Origin of the sequence: Mycolicibacterium komossense (assembly GCF_025822605.1) — a bacterium.
In the GTDB taxonomy this organism is placed as follows: domain Bacteria; phylum Actinomycetota; class Actinomycetes; order Mycobacteriales; family Mycobacteriaceae; genus Mycobacterium; species Mycobacterium komossense.
Genome location: NZ_JACKTY010000049.1, coordinates 94,910 through 115,872 on the forward strand (window position 1 = coordinate 94,910; position 20,963 = coordinate 115,872).

Annotated in this window: 22 protein-coding genes; 14 read left to right on the forward strand and 8 right to left on the reverse strand. The window is 67.1% G+C overall.

The window, feature by feature from the left end:
* Positions 1-77: 77 nt before the first annotated feature.
* Positions 78-494 (forward strand): DUF3151 domain-containing protein, encoded by a 417-nt coding sequence (locus tag H7J73_RS29555; protein ID WP_264071380.1) that lies wholly within the window; start codon positions 78-80, stop codon positions 492-494.
* Positions 495-508: 14 nt separating this feature from the next.
* Here H7J73_RS29555 and H7J73_RS29560 read toward each other — a convergent pair whose 3' ends face one another.
* The gene (locus H7J73_RS29560; RefSeq protein WP_264071381.1) at positions 509-1,405 is read right to left on the reverse strand and encodes a cation diffusion facilitator family transporter; all 897 of its coding nucleotides are present in this window, start codon (positions 1,403-1,405) and stop codon (positions 509-511) included.
* Positions 1,406-1,523: 118 nt separating this feature from the next.
* On the opposite strand from H7J73_RS29560, the gene H7J73_RS29565 reads away from it, so the two are divergent.
* Positions 1,524-2,174: a TetR/AcrR family transcriptional regulator gene (locus H7J73_RS29565; RefSeq protein WP_264071669.1), complete on the forward strand. Its 651-nt coding sequence runs from the start codon at positions 1,524-1,526 to the stop codon at positions 2,172-2,174.
* Between the two features lie 215 nt (positions 2,175-2,389).
* On the opposite strand, the gene H7J73_RS29570 is transcribed toward H7J73_RS29565, so the two are convergent.
* Both H7J73_RS29570 and H7J73_RS29575 read right to left on the reverse strand, forming a co-directional pair.
* Entirely contained in the window at positions 2,390-2,800 is a 411-nt protein-coding gene (locus H7J73_RS29570) for a nuclear transport factor 2 family protein (protein ID WP_264071382.1), read from the reverse strand.
* Positions 2,797-4,008: a cytochrome P450 gene (locus H7J73_RS29575; RefSeq protein ID WP_264071383.1), complete on the reverse strand. Its 1,212-nt coding sequence runs from the start codon at positions 4,006-4,008 to the stop codon at positions 2,797-2,799. Before H7J73_RS29575 ends, H7J73_RS29570 begins: the two co-directional genes overlap by 4 nt.
* A 130-nt stretch (positions 4,009-4,138) precedes the next feature.
* On the opposite strand from H7J73_RS29575, the gene H7J73_RS29580 reads away from it, so the two are divergent.
* Positions 4,139-5,284 carry a LuxR C-terminal-related transcriptional regulator gene (locus H7J73_RS29580; RefSeq protein WP_264071670.1) on the forward strand — a complete coding sequence of 382 codons (1,146 nt, stop codon included), beginning with the start codon at positions 4,139-4,141 and terminating at the stop codon, positions 5,282-5,284.
* Here the strand turns inward: H7J73_RS29580 and H7J73_RS29585 are convergent.
* Both H7J73_RS29585 and H7J73_RS29590 read right to left on the reverse strand, forming a co-directional pair.
* Entirely contained in the window at positions 5,270-6,043 is a 774-nt protein-coding gene (locus H7J73_RS29585; RefSeq protein WP_276031932.1) for a site-2 protease family protein, read from the reverse strand. The two genes, H7J73_RS29580 and H7J73_RS29585, sit on opposite strands and share 15 nt — an antisense overlap.
* Positions 6,044-6,197: 154 nt before the next feature.
* The gene (locus H7J73_RS29590; protein WP_264071385.1) at positions 6,198-6,812 is read right to left on the reverse strand and encodes a peptidase M50; all 615 of its coding nucleotides are present in this window, start codon (positions 6,810-6,812) and stop codon (positions 6,198-6,200) included.
* Between the two features lie 98 nt (positions 6,813-6,910).
* On the opposite strand from H7J73_RS29590, the gene H7J73_RS29595 reads away from it, so the two are divergent.
* Genes H7J73_RS29595 through H7J73_RS29605 form a run of 3 tightly spaced genes read left to right on the forward strand, consistent with a single transcriptional unit; the run spans position 6,911 to position 9,592 of the window.
* Positions 6,911-8,206, forward strand: coding sequence for an adenylosuccinate synthase (locus tag H7J73_RS29595; protein WP_264071386.1), 1,296 nt, complete (start codon positions 6,911-6,913; stop codon positions 8,204-8,206).
* Positions 8,203-8,862 carry a PaaI family thioesterase gene (locus H7J73_RS29600; protein WP_264071387.1) on the forward strand — a complete coding sequence of 220 codons (660 nt, stop codon included), beginning with the start codon at positions 8,203-8,205 and terminating at the stop codon, positions 8,860-8,862. The genes H7J73_RS29595 and H7J73_RS29600 overlap by 4 nt, the downstream gene beginning before the upstream one ends.
* A 40-nt stretch (positions 8,863-8,902) precedes the next feature.
* The gene (locus tag H7J73_RS29605; RefSeq protein WP_264071671.1) at positions 8,903-9,592 is read left to right on the forward strand and encodes a hypothetical protein; all 690 of its coding nucleotides are present in this window, start codon (positions 8,903-8,905) and stop codon (positions 9,590-9,592) included.
* Positions 9,593-9,598: 6 nt separating this feature from the next.
* Here the strand turns inward: H7J73_RS29605 and H7J73_RS29610 are convergent, their stop codons facing one another.
* The gene (locus H7J73_RS29610; RefSeq protein ID WP_264071388.1) at positions 9,599-9,793 is read right to left on the reverse strand and encodes a ferredoxin; all 195 of its coding nucleotides are present in this window, start codon (positions 9,791-9,793) and stop codon (positions 9,599-9,601) included.
* Between the two features lie 40 nt (positions 9,794-9,833).
* Positions 9,834-11,870, reverse strand: coding sequence for an MMPL family transporter (locus tag H7J73_RS29615; RefSeq protein ID WP_264071389.1), 2,037 nt, complete (start codon positions 11,868-11,870; stop codon positions 9,834-9,836).
* A 73-nt stretch (positions 11,871-11,943) separates the two neighbouring features.
* Between H7J73_RS29615 and H7J73_RS29620 the strand changes: the two genes are divergently transcribed.
* The gene (locus H7J73_RS29620; RefSeq protein ID WP_264071390.1) at positions 11,944-12,417 is read left to right on the forward strand and encodes a MarR family winged helix-turn-helix transcriptional regulator; all 474 of its coding nucleotides are present in this window, start codon (positions 11,944-11,946) and stop codon (positions 12,415-12,417) included.
* A gap of 63 nt (positions 12,418-12,480) precedes the next feature.
* On the opposite strand, the gene H7J73_RS29625 is transcribed toward H7J73_RS29620, so the two are convergent.
* Positions 12,481-14,082 (reverse strand): Na+/H+ antiporter, encoded by a 1,602-nt coding sequence (locus H7J73_RS29625; RefSeq protein WP_264071391.1) that lies wholly within the window; start codon positions 14,080-14,082, stop codon positions 12,481-12,483.
* A gap of 116 nt (positions 14,083-14,198) precedes the next feature.
* Between H7J73_RS29625 and H7J73_RS29630 the strand changes: the two genes are divergently transcribed.
* The 7 genes from H7J73_RS29630 to H7J73_RS29660 all read left to right on the forward strand — a co-directional run bounded on the left by H7J73_RS29630 (position 14,199) and on the right by H7J73_RS29660 (position 20,958).
* Positions 14,199-14,507, forward strand: a complete 309-nt coding sequence (locus tag H7J73_RS29630; RefSeq protein ID WP_264071392.1) for a UBP-type zinc finger domain-containing protein — start codon at positions 14,199-14,201, stop codon at positions 14,505-14,507.
* Positions 14,504-15,886: a formate-dependent phosphoribosylglycinamide formyltransferase gene (purT, locus tag H7J73_RS29635; protein ID WP_435405600.1), complete on the forward strand. Its 1,383-nt coding sequence runs from the start codon at positions 14,504-14,506 to the stop codon at positions 15,884-15,886. Before H7J73_RS29630 ends, purT begins: the two co-directional genes overlap by 4 nt.
* Complete coding sequence (locus tag H7J73_RS29640) at positions 15,883-16,335, forward strand: Rv0361 family membrane protein (protein WP_435405601.1); 453 nt, start codon at positions 15,883-15,885, stop codon at positions 16,333-16,335. The genes purT and H7J73_RS29640 overlap by 4 nt, the downstream gene beginning before the upstream one ends.
* A 66-nt stretch (positions 16,336-16,401) precedes the next feature.
* Positions 16,402-16,815, forward strand: coding sequence for a rhodanese-like domain-containing protein (locus H7J73_RS29645; RefSeq protein WP_264071393.1), 414 nt, complete (start codon positions 16,402-16,404; stop codon positions 16,813-16,815).
* Positions 16,779-18,059 (forward strand): O-succinylhomoserine sulfhydrylase, encoded by a 1,281-nt coding sequence (locus H7J73_RS29650; protein ID WP_264071394.1) that lies wholly within the window; start codon positions 16,779-16,781, stop codon positions 18,057-18,059. The genes H7J73_RS29645 and H7J73_RS29650 overlap by 37 nt, the downstream gene beginning before the upstream one ends.
* Positions 18,060-18,433: 374 nt before the next feature.
* Positions 18,434-20,185 (forward strand): AMP-binding protein, encoded by a 1,752-nt coding sequence (locus tag H7J73_RS29655; RefSeq protein ID WP_264071395.1) that lies wholly within the window; start codon positions 18,434-18,436, stop codon positions 20,183-20,185.
* Positions 20,182-20,958, forward strand: coding sequence for a thioesterase II family protein (locus H7J73_RS29660; RefSeq protein ID WP_264071396.1), 777 nt, complete (start codon positions 20,182-20,184; stop codon positions 20,956-20,958). The genes H7J73_RS29655 and H7J73_RS29660 overlap by 4 nt, the downstream gene beginning before the upstream one ends.
* The last annotated feature ends 5 nt before the right edge of the window (positions 20,959-20,963 follow it).

Genomic DNA, 20,963 nt, shown 5'->3' on the forward strand with positions numbered 1-20,963 from the left:
AGCGGCCGCCACCACAGCTGGACGGCGAGGTATGAGCCGGTGAGGAGGGCCAGGCCGGACACGGCACAATGGTCGCCATGACGCGCATGGGTGATCTCCTGGGACCGGAGCCGGTTTTTCTTCCCGGTGACATCGAAGCCGAAGCAGAACTGCTTGCCGACGAGAACCCGGCGATCGTGGCGGCCGCGCACCCGACGGCGTCGGTGGCGTGGGCGGCGCTGGCCGAGGAGGCCCTTGGCGAAGACAAGGCGATCACTGCCTACGCCTACGCCCGCACCGGGTACCACCGCGGACTCGATCAGCTACGCCGCAACGGCTGGAAGGGGTTTGGGCCGGTGCCGTATTCGCACGAGCCCAACCGTGGCTTCCTGCGTTGCGTGGCGGCGCTGGCCAGGGCCGCCGATTCGATCGGGGAGACCGACGAATATGCGCGTTGCCTCGACCTGCTGGACGACTGCGATCCTGCGGCGCGCGCCGAGCTGGGCCTGACCTAACCGCTGGGCTCGATCTAACAGTTGTGCGCGTGGCAGTCGTCGGCACTCTCTGGCGGCTCGACCTGGACCGTCGCGTGCTCCAGCCCGCGGGCGGCCAGCACGGCCCTGGCTTCGGTGAGGACCTGCGCGGAGTCGCCACCGGCGGTCAGGTGCGCAGTGGCCATGTCCCGGCCCGGCACCAGCGTCCAGACGTGCAGGTCGTGCACTTCGGTGACGCCGGACACCGCGCCCAGTGCGGTGCGCAGCTCGTCGACGTCGATGTGACTGGGTGAGGATTCACTCAAGATGCGCAGCGCCGACCGGGCCAGCGCGATCGCCCGGGGCAGGACCCAGAGCGCGACGAGGACAGCGACGACGACGTCGGCGTAGGGCCAGCGGGTGGTGACCGTGACGATGCCCGCGATCAGCACGCCGATGCTGCCGACGGTGTCGGCGACGACCTCCATGTAGGCACCTTTGACGGCGAGGCTGGTTTCCGAGTTCGACCGCAGCAGTAGTACCACCACGGCATTGGCGACCAGGCCCGCCCCGGCAACGACGATCATGGGTACACCGGGCACGTCTGGCGCATCACCGAGACGCTCGAACGCCTCGAACAGGATGAAGCCCGCCATGCACAGCAGCAGCACCGCGTTGGCGACGGCGGTGAACACCTCGGCGCGGTGCCAGCCGTAGGTCCTGGCCGTGGATGCGGGTCCGTGTTTGGCCAGGAGGACCGCCGTCAGGCCCATGAACATGGCGACGAGGTCGGTCAACATGTGGCCGGCGTCGGCAAGCAACGCGATCGAGTTGATCGTCAGCGCGGTAACCAACTCCAGGACGAAGAAGGCGGTCAGAATGCCCGCGGCAATGACCATCCGGCTGACGCGGGTATCGCCGCCGCCGTGACTGTGTTCGTGACCAGCACCCATACCGGCGAATATATGCGCAAAAGCGCATGTATTGCAAGATGTCCCGCCCGGGAGTCCCCATTTGCCTACCGCCGTGAAGGTATTCTCGGGCGGTGGGGATGAACTGGCAGTGCGCTCGGTGACGACGCATCCCCCGCGCGAGCGGCGCAGCCAAGCTCAGCGCAGCGCCGAGACGCGGACCCGTCTTCTTGAGGCCACCATCGGGTGTCTGGTGCAGTACGGCTACGCCGGGACGACGACGCCGCGGGTCGCGGAAATGGCCGGCCTGACCCGCGGTGCGCAGGTGCATCACTTCGGGTCGCGCGACGACCTGATGCTGGCCGCTATTCAGCATCTGGCGGCAACCCGCACCGCCATGATGGTGCCGGAGTACGGCCTCCGGATGGCGCGGGCCGAAGACCCCCTCGACGCCATCTTCGATATCGCCTGGGATATCCACTGCGAGTCGATGTTCATCCCCGTCGTGGAACTCTGGGTTGCCGCACGCACCGATCCGGCATTGCGGAGCGAGGTGGCGAAGGTCGAGGCGACCGTGGTCGGCGCCCTGCTGGTCGCGGTGGCGGAGTACGTGCCCGCCGACGTCAAGAAGCCGATGCTGCAGTTCCTTTACACCGTGATGGACACGCTGCGCGGCGTTCTGATCTCGTCCTTCGTCGACGACGACGCATCTCGGGCGCGGCGGCGCTGGGAGCGCTCGAAGGCCGGCCTTCGCCGGGCCGCCGACCCGTCGATCGCGAGGTGGGCGGCCAACCGTCCGAAAGTGAATTGACCAACATCGTTTGACCGACGCCCGTTGTTTGGCGACACCGTCGCTTAGACTGGCACCCTTACATACACGCATGTATGTTTGTGACGCAGTATCGCGGCGGTCGGTTTGCCAGGGGGTTCCGGCGTCGCCGGGCCTGGTGTGGCATCGGTCGCGGGTGCTACTGCGCTTCGCGAGCGAGGGGTCCGATGCCACCCCGGAGCACAGCGTGCGCGGAGTCAGCTGAATGCGGCGTGTGTCAGTGCCGAGTTCATGAAATCCCGGAAATGCAACCAACGCCCGTCCCGCAACGTGATGATGTGGGCGAATTCCGACTCCCACTCGAACCCGGTTTCCAAGCGCCGGAACCGCATCCATCCCCAGGTCGCCAGCTGGTCGCCGTCGGCGATGAAGGCCCATGCCTGAAGATCGAGGATCGCCACCGTGGTGCCGACGATCGTGAAGAAATCGATCGCCGCGGCCATCCCGGCGTAGTCGCCGGCATAGGGGATCGCGGGTGTGCCGTAGTAGGTGATACGGATATCGGGGTCCATCTGGCGCACGGCCGTATCGAGATCACCCCGCGGTATCGCCGCGTAGACGATCTTGGTCGCGGCGATATTGCGCTCCTCGATACTGATCGCGGTCATCGGCTCAGAACCAATGGCAGCCGGGTGAAGCCGTGGGTCAACAGGCTGGCGTCCTGTTTGCGAGCAGGGCTGTCGCCGGGCGCGATGGTGCCGTAACGATCCAGCACCGCGTCGAGGATGGCGATGACCTCGAGGCGGGCCAGAGCTGCGCCGAGGCAGAAATGCAGGCCGTGTCCCAGCGAGAGTTGCGCCCGGATATTGGGCCGGTCCAGGTCGAGCCGGCCGGGATCGTCGAAAACCTCAGGATCCCGATTGGCTGCACCGAAGAACAACGCCACCCAATCTCCTTCGCGGATAACCGATCCCGCGATCTCGGCATCGCGGGTGGCGATCCGGAACAGACGCTGCGGTGGTCCGGTCAGGCGCATGGTCTCCTCGACGAACGTGTTCAACAGCGACCGGTCGGCCCGCAACCGTGCGGTGACCGCGGGCTCGGTGGCCAGTGCGTGCAACAGATTTCCGACCAGATACGTCGTCGTTTCGCTTCCGGCGACCACCAGCGTCACGCAGAACCGGACGATCTCTTCCGACGTGAGCCGCTGACCGTCGACCCCGGCGCGCAGCAAGGCAGAGATCAGGTCGCCGGCCTCCTCCACGTCCCCGTCGCGCGCACTGTGTTCGGCCAGCCGGGCGGCGAACGCGCCGACCATCTCCTGGTTGCTGGCGATTCGTTCCTCCGGCGTCATCGATGACGACAGCATGAACGCGTTGGCCCAGTGTCTGAAGCGGACATGGTCACCGTCGGGCAGGCCGAGCAGTCGCACCATTGCGCGGGTGGGCACCTCGGCGGCGAAGGCCATCACATCCGTCTCACCGTCGCCGACCTCGTCGAGCAGGCGGGGAATCAGCTCGTCGAGCCACCCTCCGAGTCGCTTGATCCGGCGTGGCGAGAAAGCCTGGCTCACCAGCTTGCGTTCGGCGGTGTGCGACGGCGGATCGGTGTTGACCAGCATCAGACTCGGCGCCGACGAGGCCTCCTGGATCGGGTCCCGCGACGAGAACGTCGCGTTGTCTTTGGCCGCCTCGAAGACCTGGTCGTAGCGGAACAGCGCCCACGCCGTGACCGGCTCGTCGACACCGGGAACGGTGCCCGGTGGCCAGTCCCGATAACCGGCGACGGGCGAGAGCGCCCGCAACTCGTCGTACAGCGGATAGGGATCGGCGATACCCGCGGGCTCAGTAAGGCTGGTCAGACACTCAAGTGACATGCCGATCAGCCTGTTACAGCTGTCTGCGCGGGTCGATATCCCGATCGGGAGGAGTCCTGATCCCGTCCGGGCAGAATGCGCGTCCGGTTCGGCCTCGCGGGTCGTCGGGCGGTGGGACGATCGGCCGATCATGACCCTCATCGACGGTAACCATCCCGGCTGGGCATCGCGGCCCGGCCCGTTCAGCGCCGTTCGGCGCCGCTATGCCGACGCCTGCGACAACGGCGGCGTCGAACCGGCCGAAGACCCGGTGCAGTCGGTCGCCGAGGCGGTCGACCTCAACGCCACTCTGGTGCGCACCGCCCTGGAAGCGACCGGCGACGAGCAGGCGCTTGCCGCCTTGGAAGCAGTGCTCGACTTGTCGCTGCTGGAGCGAGAACTGATCGAGGACGGGGCCCGGCGACGAACCCTGGCCCTGCTTCAGGTCCAAGAGGCGCTGAGCAAGCTGCGGGTGGTCGACGAGGTGGCCAAGATCGTCGACCGGGCGACGCGGGAGCTCGTCGAGTCCTGTGGATTCGATCGAGCGGTACTTTTCCGCGTGCACGAGGGCCGGATGGTGATGGAGTCGGCATATTTCGGCGCCGATACCGAAGGTGCCGACAAGATGGTCGCGTTCGCCCAGTCGGTGGCGCCACCGCTCGATCACATGCTGCTGGAGACGCAGATGATCCGTAGGCACGCGCCAGCCATCGTGCGGGATGCCCGCAACGATCCGCGGGTCAACCGGCCCATCGTCGACTTCTCGCTGACGCATTCCTATGTGGCGGCACCCGTGATGCCCACTGGCAAGGTGATCGGATTCCTGCACGCAGACCGGCTGTACTCGGGACGAACCGTCGACGAGATCGACCGCGACACGGTCTGGGCCTTCGCCGAGGGATTCGGTTATGCCTTTGAGCGCACTGTCCTGCTCGAGCGGATGCGCCGCCAGCAAGAGGAGGTGCGGCGCGCCCTGGCCTCGGCCGATGAGGCGGCTCGTGCCCTGCAGGATGCCGATCTCGAACTCCGCAAGGTCGAGCCTGTCGAACGCAGTCCGGCCACCCGATCACTGGCGGAGGCCAACTCTCGGATGCAGGCGATCCTGACCCGCCGTGAGGTCGAGGTGCTGCGCCTGATGGCGGCGGGCCGGACCAACCAACAGATCGCCGACGAGTTGGTGATCTCTGCGGGAACGGTGAAATGCCACGTCAAGCGGGTACTGCGGAAGCTCCATGCGACCAATCGGGCGGAGGCGGCGTCCACCTATGTGCGGATGGGCGGCTCACATCCAGGCTGACCAGAACCGGGTGAACTGGCCCCCGATCACCGACAGGTAAGGCGGCACGCCGGAGAGCCCGAAGAACCAGTACACGAGCGAGAAGAACATCTGATTCAGCGGCGGTGCGATCAGCACGATGAACAGGATGGCGAAGCCCCACGGCTTGAAGTTGTCCAGGGCCCGCTGCGTGTCGTAGCTCAGATGCGGCTCGAGCGCGTTGTAGCCGTCCAGGCCCGGGATCGGCAGCAGGTTCAGGATCAACGCGGTGACCTGTAGAAATCCCAGGAAGGCCACACCGGACCAGAAGACGCCGTGGGTGGGGTCGTAGAACAGCCGGGTCAGCGCCAGCAGCACGACGGCCAGCACCAGATTGGCGAACGGGCCGGCGAGGCTCACCAGTGTGCGTTGCCTTGTGGTCATGGACGACGTCCGGACGTAGACCGCGCCGCCGGGCAATCCGATCCCTCCGAGGGCGATGAACACCAGCGGCAATGCCAGTGACAGCAGGGGGTTGGAGTACTTCAGCGGGTTGAGCGTCAGGTAGCCACGGATCTCGACGTCGCGGTCACCGAAGCGCCAGGCGGTGAACGCATGCCCGAACTCGTGCAGTGACAGCGACACCACCCAACCGGCGATGACGAAGATGAACACCCCGATATAGGCCAGCGGTGTCCTGGTGCCCGCAGCCAGCCACGCCAGCACACCGCCGAGCGCGGTGAGCGCCACAATGGCCAGGAAGATCGGGCTCGGGCGAACCGACTGGTGAATGGACCGCATGCTCACCTCACGAAACTACCGGTGTTGTCCGTCGAGTCGACCGATGCGCGGCGAGGAACGAGCCGGGCTGAGGAGCGAGACAGACGAGTGTTGTCCGTCGAGTCGACCGATGCGCGGCGAGGAACGAGCCGGGCTGAGGAGCGAGACAGACACATCAGGAGACGCGCAGCCATCCCTCGGTATGCCGGTAGAACGTCGAGCGCCGCACGACGCGGCTCGCGGGGACACCGTCGCGCACCACTATCGCGCCGGTGGTCCCCAGTTGTGCTGCGCGCCCGGCCACCCACCGTCTGGGTCGCAGCCGAGACGTCAGCAGCCTGGCCCGCAGCCCCGGCACGGTCGGGATCGGCTCGATCAGCACGCCGGCGACGTCACCGTCGAACAGCACCGTGTCGTCGACGACACCTTCGCCGTGGATGGTCCGTGCCTCGTCGGTTGGCAGCCAGTACGCGGCGCCGACAAGCACCTGCCCGGTCTCGTCGCGGATCAGCGGAACCCGTTGCGCCGCACCGGTTTGCGCCGTACGCGCGGCAGTTCGGCGCGAGACGTGGGCGACTTCGACAGCGAGCCGCTCGGTACGCAGCAACCGGGTGAGCACCGCGGCCAGATCGGAGTCGGCCCCGACGACGATGAGCCGGCGGGCGGTCTCGCTGGCGGCGTCTATCTCGGTCGGGTCGGCTACCTCGACGACCGGCAATCCGGTCAGCGCGCGCGGCAGCCGGCGGGCGCTGAACAGTAAGGCGACGATGTCCGCGCGGGGATCTGCCATGGTCACTGCAGCTCCTTGCATACCGGGAGGGTCTCGGTCGGATAAGGTAGCTCACCGGCTGGAACACATATAAGCGGGTTGATAGCGGGAGATACGCCATGCCGGCAGTCGTCCTCATCGGCGCCCAGTGGGGCGACGAAGGCAAAGGAAAAGCCACCGATCTACTCGGTGGACGCGTGCAGTGGGTTGTGCGCTATCAAGGTGGTAACAACGCGGGTCACACCGTGGTGCTACCCAACGGTGAGAACTTCGCGTTGCACCTGATCCCGTCGGGCATTCTGACGCCTGGGGTCACCAACGTCATCGGCAACGGTGTCGTCGTCGATCCGGGGGTGCTGCTCACGGAGCTCAAGGGGCTGGAGGACCGCCAGGTCGACACCTCCGGCCTGTTGATCTCCGCTGATGCGCATCTGCTGATGCCGTACCACGTGGCCATCGACAAGGTCGTGGAGCGCTACGCGGGCAGCAAGAAGATCGGTACCACCGGCCGTGGGATCGGTCCCTGCTATCAGGACAAGATCGCCCGGATCGGGATCCGGGTCGCCGACGTGCTCGACGAGGGCCTGCTCGCGGCGAAGATCGAAGGCGCGCTGGAGTTCAAGAACCAGGTGCTGGTCAAGATCTACAACCGCAAGGCGCTGGACCCAGATGAGGTGGTGCAGACCCTGCTGGCCAAGGCCGAGGGTTTCAAGCACCGCATCGCCGATACCCGGCTGCTGCTGAACACCGCGCTGGAGAACGGTGAGACGGTGCTGCTGGAGGGGTCGCAGGGCACCCTGCTCGACGTCGACCACGGCACCTATCCGTTCGTCACGTCGTCGAATCCGACCGCGGGCGGGGCCTCCGTCGGATCGGGGATCGGGCCTACCCGGATCACGACGGTCCTCGGCATCCTGAAGGCGTACACGACTCGCGTCGGCTCCGGTCCGTTCCCGACCGAGTTGTTCGACGAATATGGCGCCTATCTGTCCAAGACCGGCGGCGAGGTCGGTGTCACCACCGGGCGGGCGCGACGATGCGGCTGGTTCGACGCGGTCATCGCCCGCTACGCCACCAGGGTCAACGGCATCACCGACTACTTCCTGACCAAGCTCGACGTGTTGTCTTCCCTGGAGACGGTGCCCATCTGCGTCGGCTACACCGTGGATGGCAAGCGCACCGACGAGATGCCGATGACGCAGAGCGACATCACCCGCGCCGAGCCGATCTACGAAGAGCTGCCGGGCTGGTGGGAGGACATCTCGGACGCCCGTGAGTTCGACGACCTGCCCGCCAAGGCCCGCGACTACGTGCTGCGACTGGAAGAGCTTGCCGGAGCCCATGTTTCGTGCATCGGGGTGGGGCCGGGTCGTGATCAGACGATCGTCCGGCGCGATATCCTGGCGCCCCGATGACGGACGGGCTTCCGACGGATTACGGCCTCGACCCACGGCGCGTCGACCCCGAATACGATCGGCACGGCGGATTCCCCGTCTTCGACGCGGCCGATCCGGGACCTGGTTTCGGCCGGTTCCTGGCCGCCATGCGGCGGCTGCAGGATCTCGCGGTCTCCACTGATCCGTCGCCAGAGGTGTGGACCGATGCCGCGGACCGGGTCGAAGCCCTGGTCGGCGAGCTCGAGCCGTTCCTGGCTGCCGAGGGGGTCGGCCCGGCCAACCGCGTGCCCAGCCTGCCCGGTGCGGGCAGTCTGCTGATGCCGCCGTGGTTCGTCGACAAGTTCGAACCCGACGGTGTCGCGTTGCGGGTGCGGTTCAGCCGCTTCCATGTCGGGGGTAATCACGCCGTGCACGGCGGTGTGCTGCCGCTGCTGTTCGATTCGGTGTTCGGCATGGTCATCCATGCCGCGGGCCGCCCCATCAGCCGGACCGCGTTCCTGCACGTGGACTACCGCAACGTCACGCCCATCGACACCGAGCTGACGGCGACCGGATGGATCCGCGAAGCGGAGGGCCGCAAGGCGTTCGTCAATGCCGAATTGCGCGACCCGGAAGGCACACTGCTGGCCGAAAGCAACGGTCTGATGGTGCGCCTACTGCCCGGCCAGCCTTAACCCCAAGCCGGCGGCCCCGTGCGACCATGGCGCCGTGACCATGAACGGAGCCGAGCGGCACATCCGCAGGCTGACGACACCCCGAGCCGCCGCGTTCGCCGGCGTCCTGTTCGCCGTGCTGTTCGCGGCCGCGCTGATCCTCATTCGCACGGCACTGCCCGAAGGTGCCGCACCGGGATCCCAGTGGCTCGATATCGGCAGCACCAAGATCAGGATCTCGACGATCCTGATGCCGTTCGCCGGGATCAGCTTCCTGTGGTTCATCGGCGTCGTGCGCGACGGGTTCGGCGCGTTCGAGGACAAGTTCTTCTCGTCGGTGTTCTTGGGCAGTGGTCTGCTGTTCCTCGGGATGATCTTCGCAGCGTCGGCCGTCGGCGCCGGACTGGTCGGCAGCGCCGGCGTCATCGACGGGGACCACACCTCCGCGGTCGCCACCTTCGGCCGCATGACGCTGCTGGCCCTGACCAAGACGTATGCGCTGCGGATGGCCGCGGTGTTCATGATGTCGCTGGCCACCATCTGGCTGCGGACCGGGCTGATGCCGCGTTGGTTGGTGCTGGTGACCTACGTGTCGGCCATCGGGTTGCTGATCGTCAGCGACATCAGCATGTGGATCGCGCTGGCTTTCCCGGCCTGGGTGCTGGTGGTCAGCCTGCTGGTGCTGGTCCGCGCCGGCGTGATCGACCTCCCGCACCACGAGCCGCCGCGCCGGACCGAACCGACGTCCTAGCGGAGTTCAGTCCCTCAGCGACAGCGCCCCGGACGGGCACAGCCGGACGGCGTCGTCGACCCGCTTCTGCTCGTCCTCGGGTACTTCGTCGGTGAGCACCACGACCAGCGCCTCATCGTCCTGGTCGAAAACGGCTTCGGCGGTCATCACACACATGCCGGCGCCGATGCAGATATCGCGGTCCGCAAGCACTTTTGCCATGCTTCGACGCTACGCCCGCGAGACGAACGCCTCGTTGACGCTAGCCGGCCCGGTGCCGGGCCGCCGGGTGCTCAAGGGTGGCCGGCCACCAGATCCTGGGCCCGATCAGGGTGAACAGCGCGGGGATGACGACGGTTCGGACGAGGAACGTGTCGAGCAGGATGCCGAGACCGACGATGATGCCGAGCTGAGTGAGCACGATCAGCGGCAGCACACCCAGTACGCAGAACACCGCGGCCAGGACGATGCCGGCGCTGGTGATGACGGCACCGGTAGCCGAGACAGCCCGGACGATGCCGCCGGTGGTGCCGTGCTCCTGGGTTTCCTCCCGCGCCCGGGTCACCAGGAAGATCGTGTAGTCCACCCCGAGGGCCACCAGGAACAGGAAGGCGAACAGGGGAGTGCTGTTGTCGAGTGCGGGGAAGCCGAACAGGTGCACGCTGACCCAGTCGCCGAGACCGAGCGCGGCCAGCGCGCTCAACACGGTGACCCCGACCAGGACCAGCGGCGCGATCACCGCGCGCAGCAGGATGAACAGCACGATCAGGACCACTGCCAGGATGGCCGGGACGATGATCAGCCGGTCGTGCGAGGCCCCGTCGCGGGCATCGAGAGCTTGGGCGTCTGATCCACCGACCAGTGCCGTCGGGTCCACGCCGTGCACCGAATCGCGCAGGGCGTCAATGGTTTCGAAGGCACCGTCGCTGGCTGGTGCGGCATCGATGACGACCGACCACTGTGTGCGGTCGTGGCCGTCGTCCCCGGCGGCGGTGGCCGACACCACCCCCGGGGTGGCCTTGATCGCCGTCTCCAGTTGCGGGCTCTTGTCGCTGGCGCCGATGACGTGCGTCGGATCCGTCAGTCCGCTGGGAAAGTGAGCTGCGAGGGTCTCGAATCCCGCCACCGATTCGGCCTTGACCCGGAATTGCTCGGTCTGGGACAGCCCGATGTGCGCACCGAACAACCCGCACGCCAGCACTGCCAGCACCGCGAACGATGCGACCAGCACCTGAGTCGGTCGGCGGGCGACACCGGCGGCGATGCGATGCCAGACGCCGCTGTCGGCGAGGTCAGGGCCGCCCTGGCGCGGAATGAACGGCCAGAACAGTCGAACCCCGCACAGCGCCAGCAGCGGCGGCAGCACCAGAAGTGAAAAGACCGCGGCCACCACGAGTCCCGATGCGGCCTGCAGGCCGAGGCTGCGGGTGCTCGGCGAGGAGGCGAACAGCAAGGTGAGCAACGCCAGCACGACGGTGGCGTTGCTGGCCAGAATCGCCGGCCCCGCGGCGCGAACAGCTCGGCGCAGCGCCACCAGGTGGTCCGAATCATGATGCAGCTCTTCGCGATAGCGTGAGATCAACAGCAGGGCATAGTTGGTACCTGCCCCGAACACCAGCACGCTGGTGATACCCGCGGTGGACCCGTCGGCGCTCAGACCGGCCAACGAGGTGATCGGGCCACCGATGGCGGCGCCGACCCGATCGGCGAATCCGATCACCGTCAGTGGCACCAGCCAGAGCACAGGGGAGCGGTAGGTCAGGATCAGCAGCAGTGCCACGACGGCTGCGGTCACCGCGAGCAGGGTGATGTTCGCGCCTGCGAAGGCATTGGCGATATCGGCCCCGAATGCCGGCCCGCCGGTCACCTGGGCGCGCAGGTCGGGGGGCAGATCCTTGGTCGCCGCCGCGCGCAACTCGGTGACGGCGTCGCTGAGTGCGAATCCGGACAGCTCGGCGCTCATCGGTATCGCGGTCAGCGCCGCTTTGCCGTCGGTGGACACCGTCAGCGGCGGACCGCTCTTCGGCGCAGCGGCGGCCAGGTCGGCAGGGGTCAGCGCCGTGCCGTCGGTCCGGGTGACCACGAGGATGGCGGGTGCTTTGTCCCCGCCGGGAAACTGCTTGAGGAGTGCTGCAGCCCTGGCTGATTCCGCCGACGGCGGTAGCGACACCGGCGACTGCTGGGCTGAGGAGTCGCTGCCGATAACGGCGATCAGCAGCCCGGAAGCCAGCGCGACGAGCAGGGCGACTGCCCAGGAGCGATGCGACGTGACGAGGGTGGCGAAACGATTCCAACTCACCCGGGCAAATATTTCATATACTTAACTATTAATCAAGTGAATAATCTGCTGCGGAGCCGATATGCTCGTCCGCATGACCGAGCGGACCGAGCTGGAGGCGCTGATCGGCGCCGACGTCCGGGCGTTGGCCGCCGAGTCCGAACAGATCGGACGCGTGTTCGCCGGACTACATGACTTGGCGCCCAACGACTTTCGGGCACTCGTGCACATCATGGTGGCTGACAGCGCTGGCGCCCCACTGACCTCGGGTGAGTTGAGCAAGCGGATGGGGGTGTCCGGAGCGGCGGTCACTTACCTGGTGGAACGGATGATCGCGTCGGGTCACATCCGCCGCGAGTCGGACCCTGGGGACCGGCGCAAGGTCATCCTGCGCTACGACGAGCACGGAATGACCGTCGCGCGAGCATTTTTCACTCCACTGGGCGAGCACACCAGTGACGCGTTGGCCGGGCTGCCCGATGCCGATCTCGCCGCCGCCCACCGGGTGTTCGTCGCGTTGACCGCGGCGATGCGGACGTTCGAGGACCAGTTGGGCGACCGACTGTGAAATGCACGACGCTTCTGGCGCCCCAAGCGTCGTGAAAGTGACGATGGCGCAACGTCGACTGAGCTAGTCCCGGTTGAGCGTGGCCTCTTCGAGATCGAGCCCGTGGAGCAGCGATCGGAGCACTTCGTCGTCGATGCGCTCGTCATCGCGTTCCTTGATGAGAACTTCCCGCTCGGCCGCCAGCATCTCGAGGCGCAACTTGCGAAATACCGTCGCGGGGCCTTCGCCGATATCACCTTCGGGCCGGCCCAGCTGCTCCCAGGCGGCCTCCCCGCGGCGGGTGTTCCAGCGCCTCAGCACCTCGGCGGCGCGCTCGTAGACATCCGGCGGCTCGCCGCTCTCCTTCTGTTCGGCGACTAGCTCGTCGAGCCGCTTGCCTGCCGCATTGGCGGCCCTGGTCTGCGCTGCCGCAGCGCGGACCACGTCGGTGTGTGCTTCATCGCCCCGGATACCGAGCTTGCGGATCAACAACGGCAGTGTCAGCCCGTGCAGCAGCAGCGTGCCGATCACCACCACGAAGGTCAGGAACACCAGGTGCGGCCGGCCCGAGAACGGCGTCCCGGACAGCGTCGTCAACGGCACCGCGAACGCCGCGGCCAGCGACACCACCCCGCGCATCCCGGCCCAGCCGATCACGAATATCTGCGCTGGGGTGGGCGCGGGTTCGCGTTCCCTGATGTGCGCGAACATGATCCGCGGCACGTAGGCGAACAGGAACAGCCAGACGATCCGCACCACGATCACCGTGGCCAGGACGGCCACCGACGAGATCGCCAGTACCGAGAACGAGATGCCGTGCAGCTCGCTGATCACCTTGGGCAGCTGCAGGCCGATCAGCAGGAACGCGAACGATTCGAGGACCAGCTGCAGAGCCCGCCACACCGCGTCGTCCTGCAGTCGGGTGGCGTACCCGGCGGTGGTGGATCGCTGCCCGAGGAACAGGGCGGCCACCACGACGGCCAGCACTCCCGAACCGTGGATCTCCTCGGCCAGCAGGTAGATGATGAACGGCGCCACGAGCCCGATCGCGCTTTCGACCAGCGGGTCGTCCAGGCGGGCCCGGATATTGACGATGAGCTTGCCCAGCACGCCGCCCACCGCGACGCCGCCGACGACGGCCAGCCCGAAGGTGGCCAGACCGTGCTGCCAGCTGGAGGCCGCACCGATAGCCGCCGCGAGCGCCACTTTGTATGCGGTCAGGGCGGTGGCGTCGTTGAGCAGACTTTCGCCGCCGAGCAGCGTCATCATCCGCCGCGGCAGGCCCAGCCGCCGGCCGATCGCGGTCGCGGAGACCGCATCCGGTGGCGCGACGATGGCGCCGAGGGTGAGTGCGCCCGCCACGGTCAGGTCGGGCACCGTGCGATAGGCCACGAAACCCACCGCGAATGTGGTGGCCAGCGGCAGCCCGACGGCAAGCAGGCCGATCGCGCGGATGTTGCGCCGCATGTTCAGATACGAGCTCTCCAACCCCGCCGACCACAGCAGCGGAGGCAGGACCACGAACAACACCAGGTTCGGATCCAAGGCGACCGCGGGCACCCCGGGAATCAGCCCGACGAGCAGACCGGCCACCACCAGCGCCAACGGCGAGGACAGGTTGAACCGGCGGGCCAGCGCAGACAGCAGGACAGCGGCCACCAACACGGCCAACAGCTCGGCGTTCACGCGGTCAAACCTCCCTGGGGCTGGTGTTCGGCTCGGGCACCTATCCTTGGACAGATGTCTGTCGTTGGACGCAACCCCGTGAGCAGCATGCAGGATTCCCCAACCAGGTGCCCGCGATGAGACGCTCGCGCCAGCGCAAGGCCACACCAGTCCCGGAGACCGGCTGCGAACACCTGTCGGCGGCGCTGGATGCCGACCAGCCCACCCAGCTCACCCCTGGCTGCCAGGAATGCGCGGAGGCAGGTGAATCCAGTTGGGCGCATCTGCGGATGTGCCTCTCATGCGGGCATGTCGGGTGCTGTGATTCCAGTCCACACCGCCACGCCACCACGCATTTCCATACCACTGAGCATCCCGTGATGCGCTCGATCGAGCCGGGCGAAACCTGGCGCTGGTGCTATGTCGACCTGGAGTTGAGTGCATGACCGACGAGGAAACGACCGAGTCCGTCCATGAGCCGGCGAGCTTCGTCACCAGTGACGAGGTCACCAGTGACGAGGCAGGCATCGAAGCCGAGTCCGCCGATGCCGACGCCGACGCCGACGTTGCAGAGCCCGGCCCCGAGCCCGGACCGGCGGAACCACCCCGGCCTGCACCGCGGGTGATGCTGCTCGGGGCGGGGGAGCTGGGCCGTGAGCTGGTGGTGGCCTTCCAGCGACTCGGTGCCGAGGTCATCGCGGTCGACGAGTATGTCGATGCGCCCGCCCACAGCCTGGCCGACGAGACCGCCGTCGCACAGCTGACCGACCCCGACGAGCTGTCCGCGCTGATCGCACGATTGCGCCCCGACTACGTCGTGCCGGCCACCGACGCGATCGCCGCCGACGTACTGGCCACCGCCGCCGACCGCGGACTGACCGAGGTGGTGCCCAGCGCGCGCAGCGTACTGCTGACCCTCGACCGGGAGGGCCTACGCCGGCTCGCGGCCGATGAGCTCGGCTTGCCGACCGCGCCGTTCTGGTTCGCCGGTTCGGTCGACGAGCTGACCGCCATCACCGAGCACGCGGGGTTCCCGCTGGTGGTCAAGCCGCTGGTGGGATTGCCGGGCGAGGGCCAATCGGTTCTGCTGCGCCCCGACGATGTCGAACCCGCCTGGCAGCGTGCGGTTTCGGTGGCCGGGCGCATCACCCACAACCGGGTGATGGTCGAAACGGTCGTCGAGATCGACTACGAGGTGACCCTGCTGACGGTGCGCACCAAGGACACCAAGGGCCTGCACTTCTGCGAACCCATCGGACATCGGCGGGTCGAGGGATTCGACGGCGAAGTGGTCCTCGAGTCATGGCAGCCGCAGCAGATGAGCGAGGCGGCGGTGGACGCGGCGAGGTCGATCGCGGCTCGCATCGTCAACGCTCTCGGCGGTCGCGGCGTGTTCGGGGTCGAACTGTTGGTCCGCGGCGACGAGGTGTATTTCTCCGATATCAGCGGCCATCCGCACGACAGCGGGCTGGTGACACTGAGATCGCAACGCCTGTCCGAGTTCGAACTGCATGCCAGGGCAATCCTCGGCTTGCCGGTGGACACCATCATGATTTCCCCTGGTGCGGCCGAAGTCGTGTTCGGTGCCGCGGGCGCGGCGCAGGGTGAGCGCGGCCTGACCGAGGCACTCGCCGAAGCGCTGCGGGTGGCCGAGAGCGATGTCCGGGTGTTCCCCGCACACGCCGCTCCGGCCGCGTTCAGCAAGCCGCGCCGCCGGTTGGGTCTGGCGCTGGCCACCGCTCCGGATGTGATCAGGGCCAGGGATCGGGTCCGACAGGCTTCCACCGCGCTGCGCAAGGTGTGGCACGTGGGCAAGTCCACGTGATCGGTCGGCGTGACGAGTCGCAGGACAGTACCGGCTCGAGCCCGCTGCCGTTCCTGGCGGCGCTGGTGATCATCATCGTCGTCCTGATCGTCATCGGTCTCTTCGCGTTGAACCGCGGTGACGGACTGAGCGAGGAGGACCAGGTGTCGCGGGCCGCGATCGCCCAGAACGATGCCCTTCAGCGGCAGAACTATCCCGATCTGCGCGGCTACACCTGCGCCGCCGTGGTCGGTACTGAGGCGGATATGGTTGCCAGGCAACGGGATTCGGTAGCCAAGCACGGTGCGCGGTATGTCGACGGGGTAACCGGGGTTGCCGTCGACGGTGACCACGCCACCGGCACCGTGATCTACCACTTCGAGAAGGCGCCCGACGACAAGATCAACACCCCGACGACGTTCACCCGTGAGGACGGCGTGTGGAAGGTCTGCTCGCCCACCGCGGCCTAGGTCGCGCCGGACACCTGCGCCGCCCTGCGCCCCGCGACTGCAGTCAACTGTGGAAAACTCGAGATTGTGAGTTACGCCGGAGACGTCACGCCTGAGCAGGCCTGGAACATGCTGGAAGACAATCCGGAAGCTGTTCTGGTGGACTGTCGAACCGATGCCGAATGGCGTTTCGTGGGGGTCGCCGATCTGTCCCGACTCGGTCGTGAGGTCGTCTACATCGAGTGGAACGGCAGCGACGGCCGGCGTAACGAGAACTTCGTCGATGACCTGACCAGCGCCGGCGTCACCCCGGGGGACCGCCCGGTGATCTTCCTGTGCCGCTCCGGCAACCGCTCGATCGGTGCGGCGGAGGCCGCCACCGCGGCGGGTATCGCGCCGTCCTACAACGTGCTCGACGGGTTCGAGGGCAACCTCGACCAGAATCACCACCGCGGCTCCACCGGATGGCGTGCCGTCGGCCTGCCGTGGAAACAGTCGTGAGCGGCCGCTCGCCCGATCGGACGCCGGACGGAAAGCCGTCGGTACGGGTGCCGGCGCCGCTGCCCGAGGGCGTCAGTCAGGCCACCATCGGCGTGCGCGGCGGCCTGCTCCGGTCGGGTTTCGAGGAGACCGCCGAGGCGCTGTACCTGACCTCGGGCTATGTCTACGAGTCGGCCGGCGCCGCTGAGCAGGCCTTTACCGGCGATATCGACCGCTATGTGTACTCGCGGTACGGCAATCCGACGATTTCGATGTTCGAGGAACGGCTCCGCCTCATCGAGGGGGCGCCCGCCGCGTTCGCGACGGCGACCGGGATGGCTGCGGTCTTCACTTCGCTGGGGGCACTGCTGGGGGCCGGCGACCGGCTGGTGGCGGCCCGCAGTCTGTTCGGGTCCTGCTTCGTGGTGTGCAACGAGATCCTGCCCCGCTGGGGTGTGGAGACGGTCTTCGTCGACGGCGAGGATCTGGAGCAGTGGGAAGCGGCGCTGAGCAAGCCGACGCAAGCCGTCTTCTTCGAAACTCCGTCCAATCCCATGCAGTCACTCGTAGATATCGCCGCCGTCAGTGAACTGGCGCATGCCGCCGGTGCGAAAGTAGTGCTGGACAACGTCTTTGCCACCCCGCTGTTGCAGCAGGGTTTGCAGCTCGGGGCCGATGTGGTGGTCTACTCGGGAACCAAACACATCGACGGCCAGGGCCGGGTGCTCGGCGGGGCGATCCTCGGGGACAAGGAGTACATCGACGGTCCCGTGCAGACGTTGATGCGACACACCGGTCCGGCGCTCAGTGCGTTCAACGCCTGGACCTTGCTCAAGGGGCTGGAGACGCTTGCGGTGCGCGTCAACTACAGCACCGAATCGGCACTGAAGATCGCGCAGTTCCTGGAGGGCCACCCGTCGGTGCGCTGGGCTCGTTATCCCTATCTGCCGTCACACCCCCAGCACGACCTGGCCAGGCGGCAGATGTCCGGCGGGGGCACCGTCGTCACCTTCGATCTCGACGCTCCCGAGGGCGGCGGTAAGCAGCGCGCGTTCGAGGTGCTGGACCGGCTGCGGCTGATCGACATCTCGAACAATCTGGGCGATGCGAAGTCGCTGATCACCCATCCGGCGACCACCACGCACCGGGCGATGGGCCCCGAGGGCCGGGCCGCGATCGGCCTCGGCGACGGCGTCGTGCGGATCTCGGTGGGCCTGGAAGGGACCGACGACCTGCTCGCCGACCTGGATCAGGCGCTGCGCTGAAACATCAGCTTACCTGTGAGTAATTTTTCTTCAGCTACTTCGGCACACTATTGACAACAACCGTTGTCGGTAAGGACTCAATGCTCCAAGCTGGTCTGCAAACCTTCTAAAAAGCCGACTAGCTAACCACTCCACGTTTGCGGGTCACCTCGACACTTGCTGTGTCGATACTTGCGCCATAGTGTGCAGGTGAGTCGCTGACGTGGACGTAAAAATCGCGTACGGTGCCTAGTGCGAGCGGTTAGGCAGGCGGACGCACGCACATTCGGGTCGGGGGACCCTGTGACAACGGCGTCGCCGGGCGTACCTCACTGCACCCCGGATGCCGGCTACTCGGTGCCCGAACACAACAACCCGAGGGGGCTGAAGAGCGAATGCCCGCAACTGAGTCGACACTTTCCACACTGCTGCGGGACCGTGCGGTACAGCAGCCCGACCAGGTGGCATTCACCTTCATCGACTACGACGTCGACCCTGCCGGCTTCGCCGAGACCCTCACCTGGGCCCAGGTGTATCAACGGGTGCAGGTCGTCGCCGAAGAGCTGAAGCTGCACGGCGCGGCGGGTGACCGGGTCGCGATCATCGCGCCGCAGAGTCTGGATTATGTCGTCGCGTTCCTGGCTTCCCTGCACGCGGGCTTCATCGGTGTCCCGCTGTCCGTCCCATTGCTCGGCTCGCATGACGAACGGGTGTCCGCGGCGCTACGCGACTCCGAGCCCACCGTCATCCTCACGACGTCGGCCGTCGCCGATATCGTCCGGGAGTACTCCGCCGCGGGCGGGCGTTCGGCGGTCAGCGTCGTGGAAGTCGATGCCCTTGACCTGGAGACGCCGGTCCAGTCCGAACCCGTCCGCCAGCCGCGGACCCGGCCGGCGTACCTGCAGTACACCTCGGGCTCCACGCGGCTGCCCGCCGGCGTGATGGTCTCGCACCGCAACGTCATCGCCAACCTCGAACAGGTGATGGCCGACTACTTCGCCGACAACGGCGGCGCCCCGCCCGCAGACACCACGGTCATTTCGTGGCTGCCGTTCTTCCATGACATGGGCCTGATCCACGGCATCTGCGCGCCCATCCAGTGTGGGGTGCGCGCCGTCCTGATGAGCCCGATGGCGTTCCTGCAGCGACCGGCCCGGTGGATGCAGGAGCTGGCCAAGAATCCCCATACCTTCTCGGCAGCTCCCAACTTCGCCTTCGAGTTGGCGGTTCGGCGCACGACGGACGCCGATCTGGCCGGGCTCGATCTCGGCAACGTGTCCGGGATCATCAGCGGCAGCGAGCGGATCCACTCCGCGACGATGGTGCGGTTCGCGGACCGGTTTGCGCAGTTCAATCTCGCCAAGACGGCGGTCCGGCCCTCCTACGGTCTGGCCGAGGCGACGGTCTACGTCGCGACCCCAGAACCTGAATGTGCCGGCAGAACCGTCCGATTCGAGTACGAGAAGCTCTCCGCCGGGCACGCCAAGCGCTGCGAGAACACCGCGGCCGGCGGTACGGAACTGGTCAGCTACGGCACGCGACGGGCATCCGCGGTGCGGATCGTCGATCCCGAGACCAGACGGGAGAACCCGGCGGGCGCGCTGGGGGAGATCTGGGTGCACGGCGAGAACGTGGCGATGGGCTACTGGCGCAACCCCGAACAGACCGAGCGCACCTTCGGCGGCACCATCGTCAACCCCGGCTCCGGCACCCCGGAAGAGGGCTGGCTGCGGACCGGTGACATCGGCGTGATGTCCGATGACGAATTGTTCATCGTCGGCCGGATCAAGGATCTGCTGATCGTCGACGGGCGCAACCACTATCCCGACGATATCGAGGCGACCGTCCAGGAGATCACCGGCGGACGCGTCGCGGCGATCGCCATCCCGGACGAGCGCACCGAACACCTGGTGACCATCATCGAATTGAAGGACGGCGCCTCCCGCGATGACCGGGAAGACCGCCTCCGGGACGTCAAACGACGTGTCACCTCTGCCATTTCGCAGTCGCACAGCCTTCGGGTGGCCGATATCGTCCTGGTGCCGCAAGGCGCGATCCCGATCACCACGAGCGGCAAGGTGCGCCGCTCCGCGTGCCTGGACCGCTACCGGCTGGACAATTTCGTCCGCCTCGACGAAGCCGTATGACCTCGGGTACGCCCAACGGCGCCAACGCCGGCGGCCCGCCGCGGCTCTACATCTTCCCGCATGCCGGCGGCTCGGCAGATTTCTACGTACCGATGGCCAGGGCCTTCGGCGCTGGGGTGAAGTGCGTCGCCGTCCAGTATCCGGGCAAGAAGGCGGGCAAGGATCTTTCCCAATACGTCGGCATCACCGAGCTCGCCGACAAACTGGCCAGGATGCTCAAGCCTGAGGAAACCCCAGGCGGAGAGATCGCATTCTTCGGCCACAGCATGGGTTCGCTGCTGGCCTTCGAGCTTGCGCTGAGGTTCGAGCAGGCGGGCAACCCCATCTCGGCGCTGTTCGTCTCGGCCTCGCCCGCCCCCGGACTACTGCGGCGCGTCGCCAACGTCCAGGGCACCGACCACCAGTTGCTGGCGCTGGTCAGCCAGGTCACCGGGGTCAACCCGGAGTTCCTCAACGACGAGCAGTTCGCGGCGACGATTCTGCCGACGCTGCGCGGGCTGAAGGCGGTCGCGGCCTACGAGAGCCCGGCTGAAGCGAAGGTGTCCTGCCCGATCCACGCGCTGATGGCCGACGACGACGAGCTGGCCACCACCGAACTGATGTCGCCGTGGGCACAGCGCACGACGTCGGAGTTCGACCTGACCGAATTCGTCGGGGACCACTTCTACATCAACAGCAATCTGCCGCACCTGGCGCAGTGGATCGAAGAGCGGGCGCTGGCCGCCACCCAGGCCGGCGGGGTTTCCCCCGTCGGCACCTCTCGAGAAGCGTGAAGAGG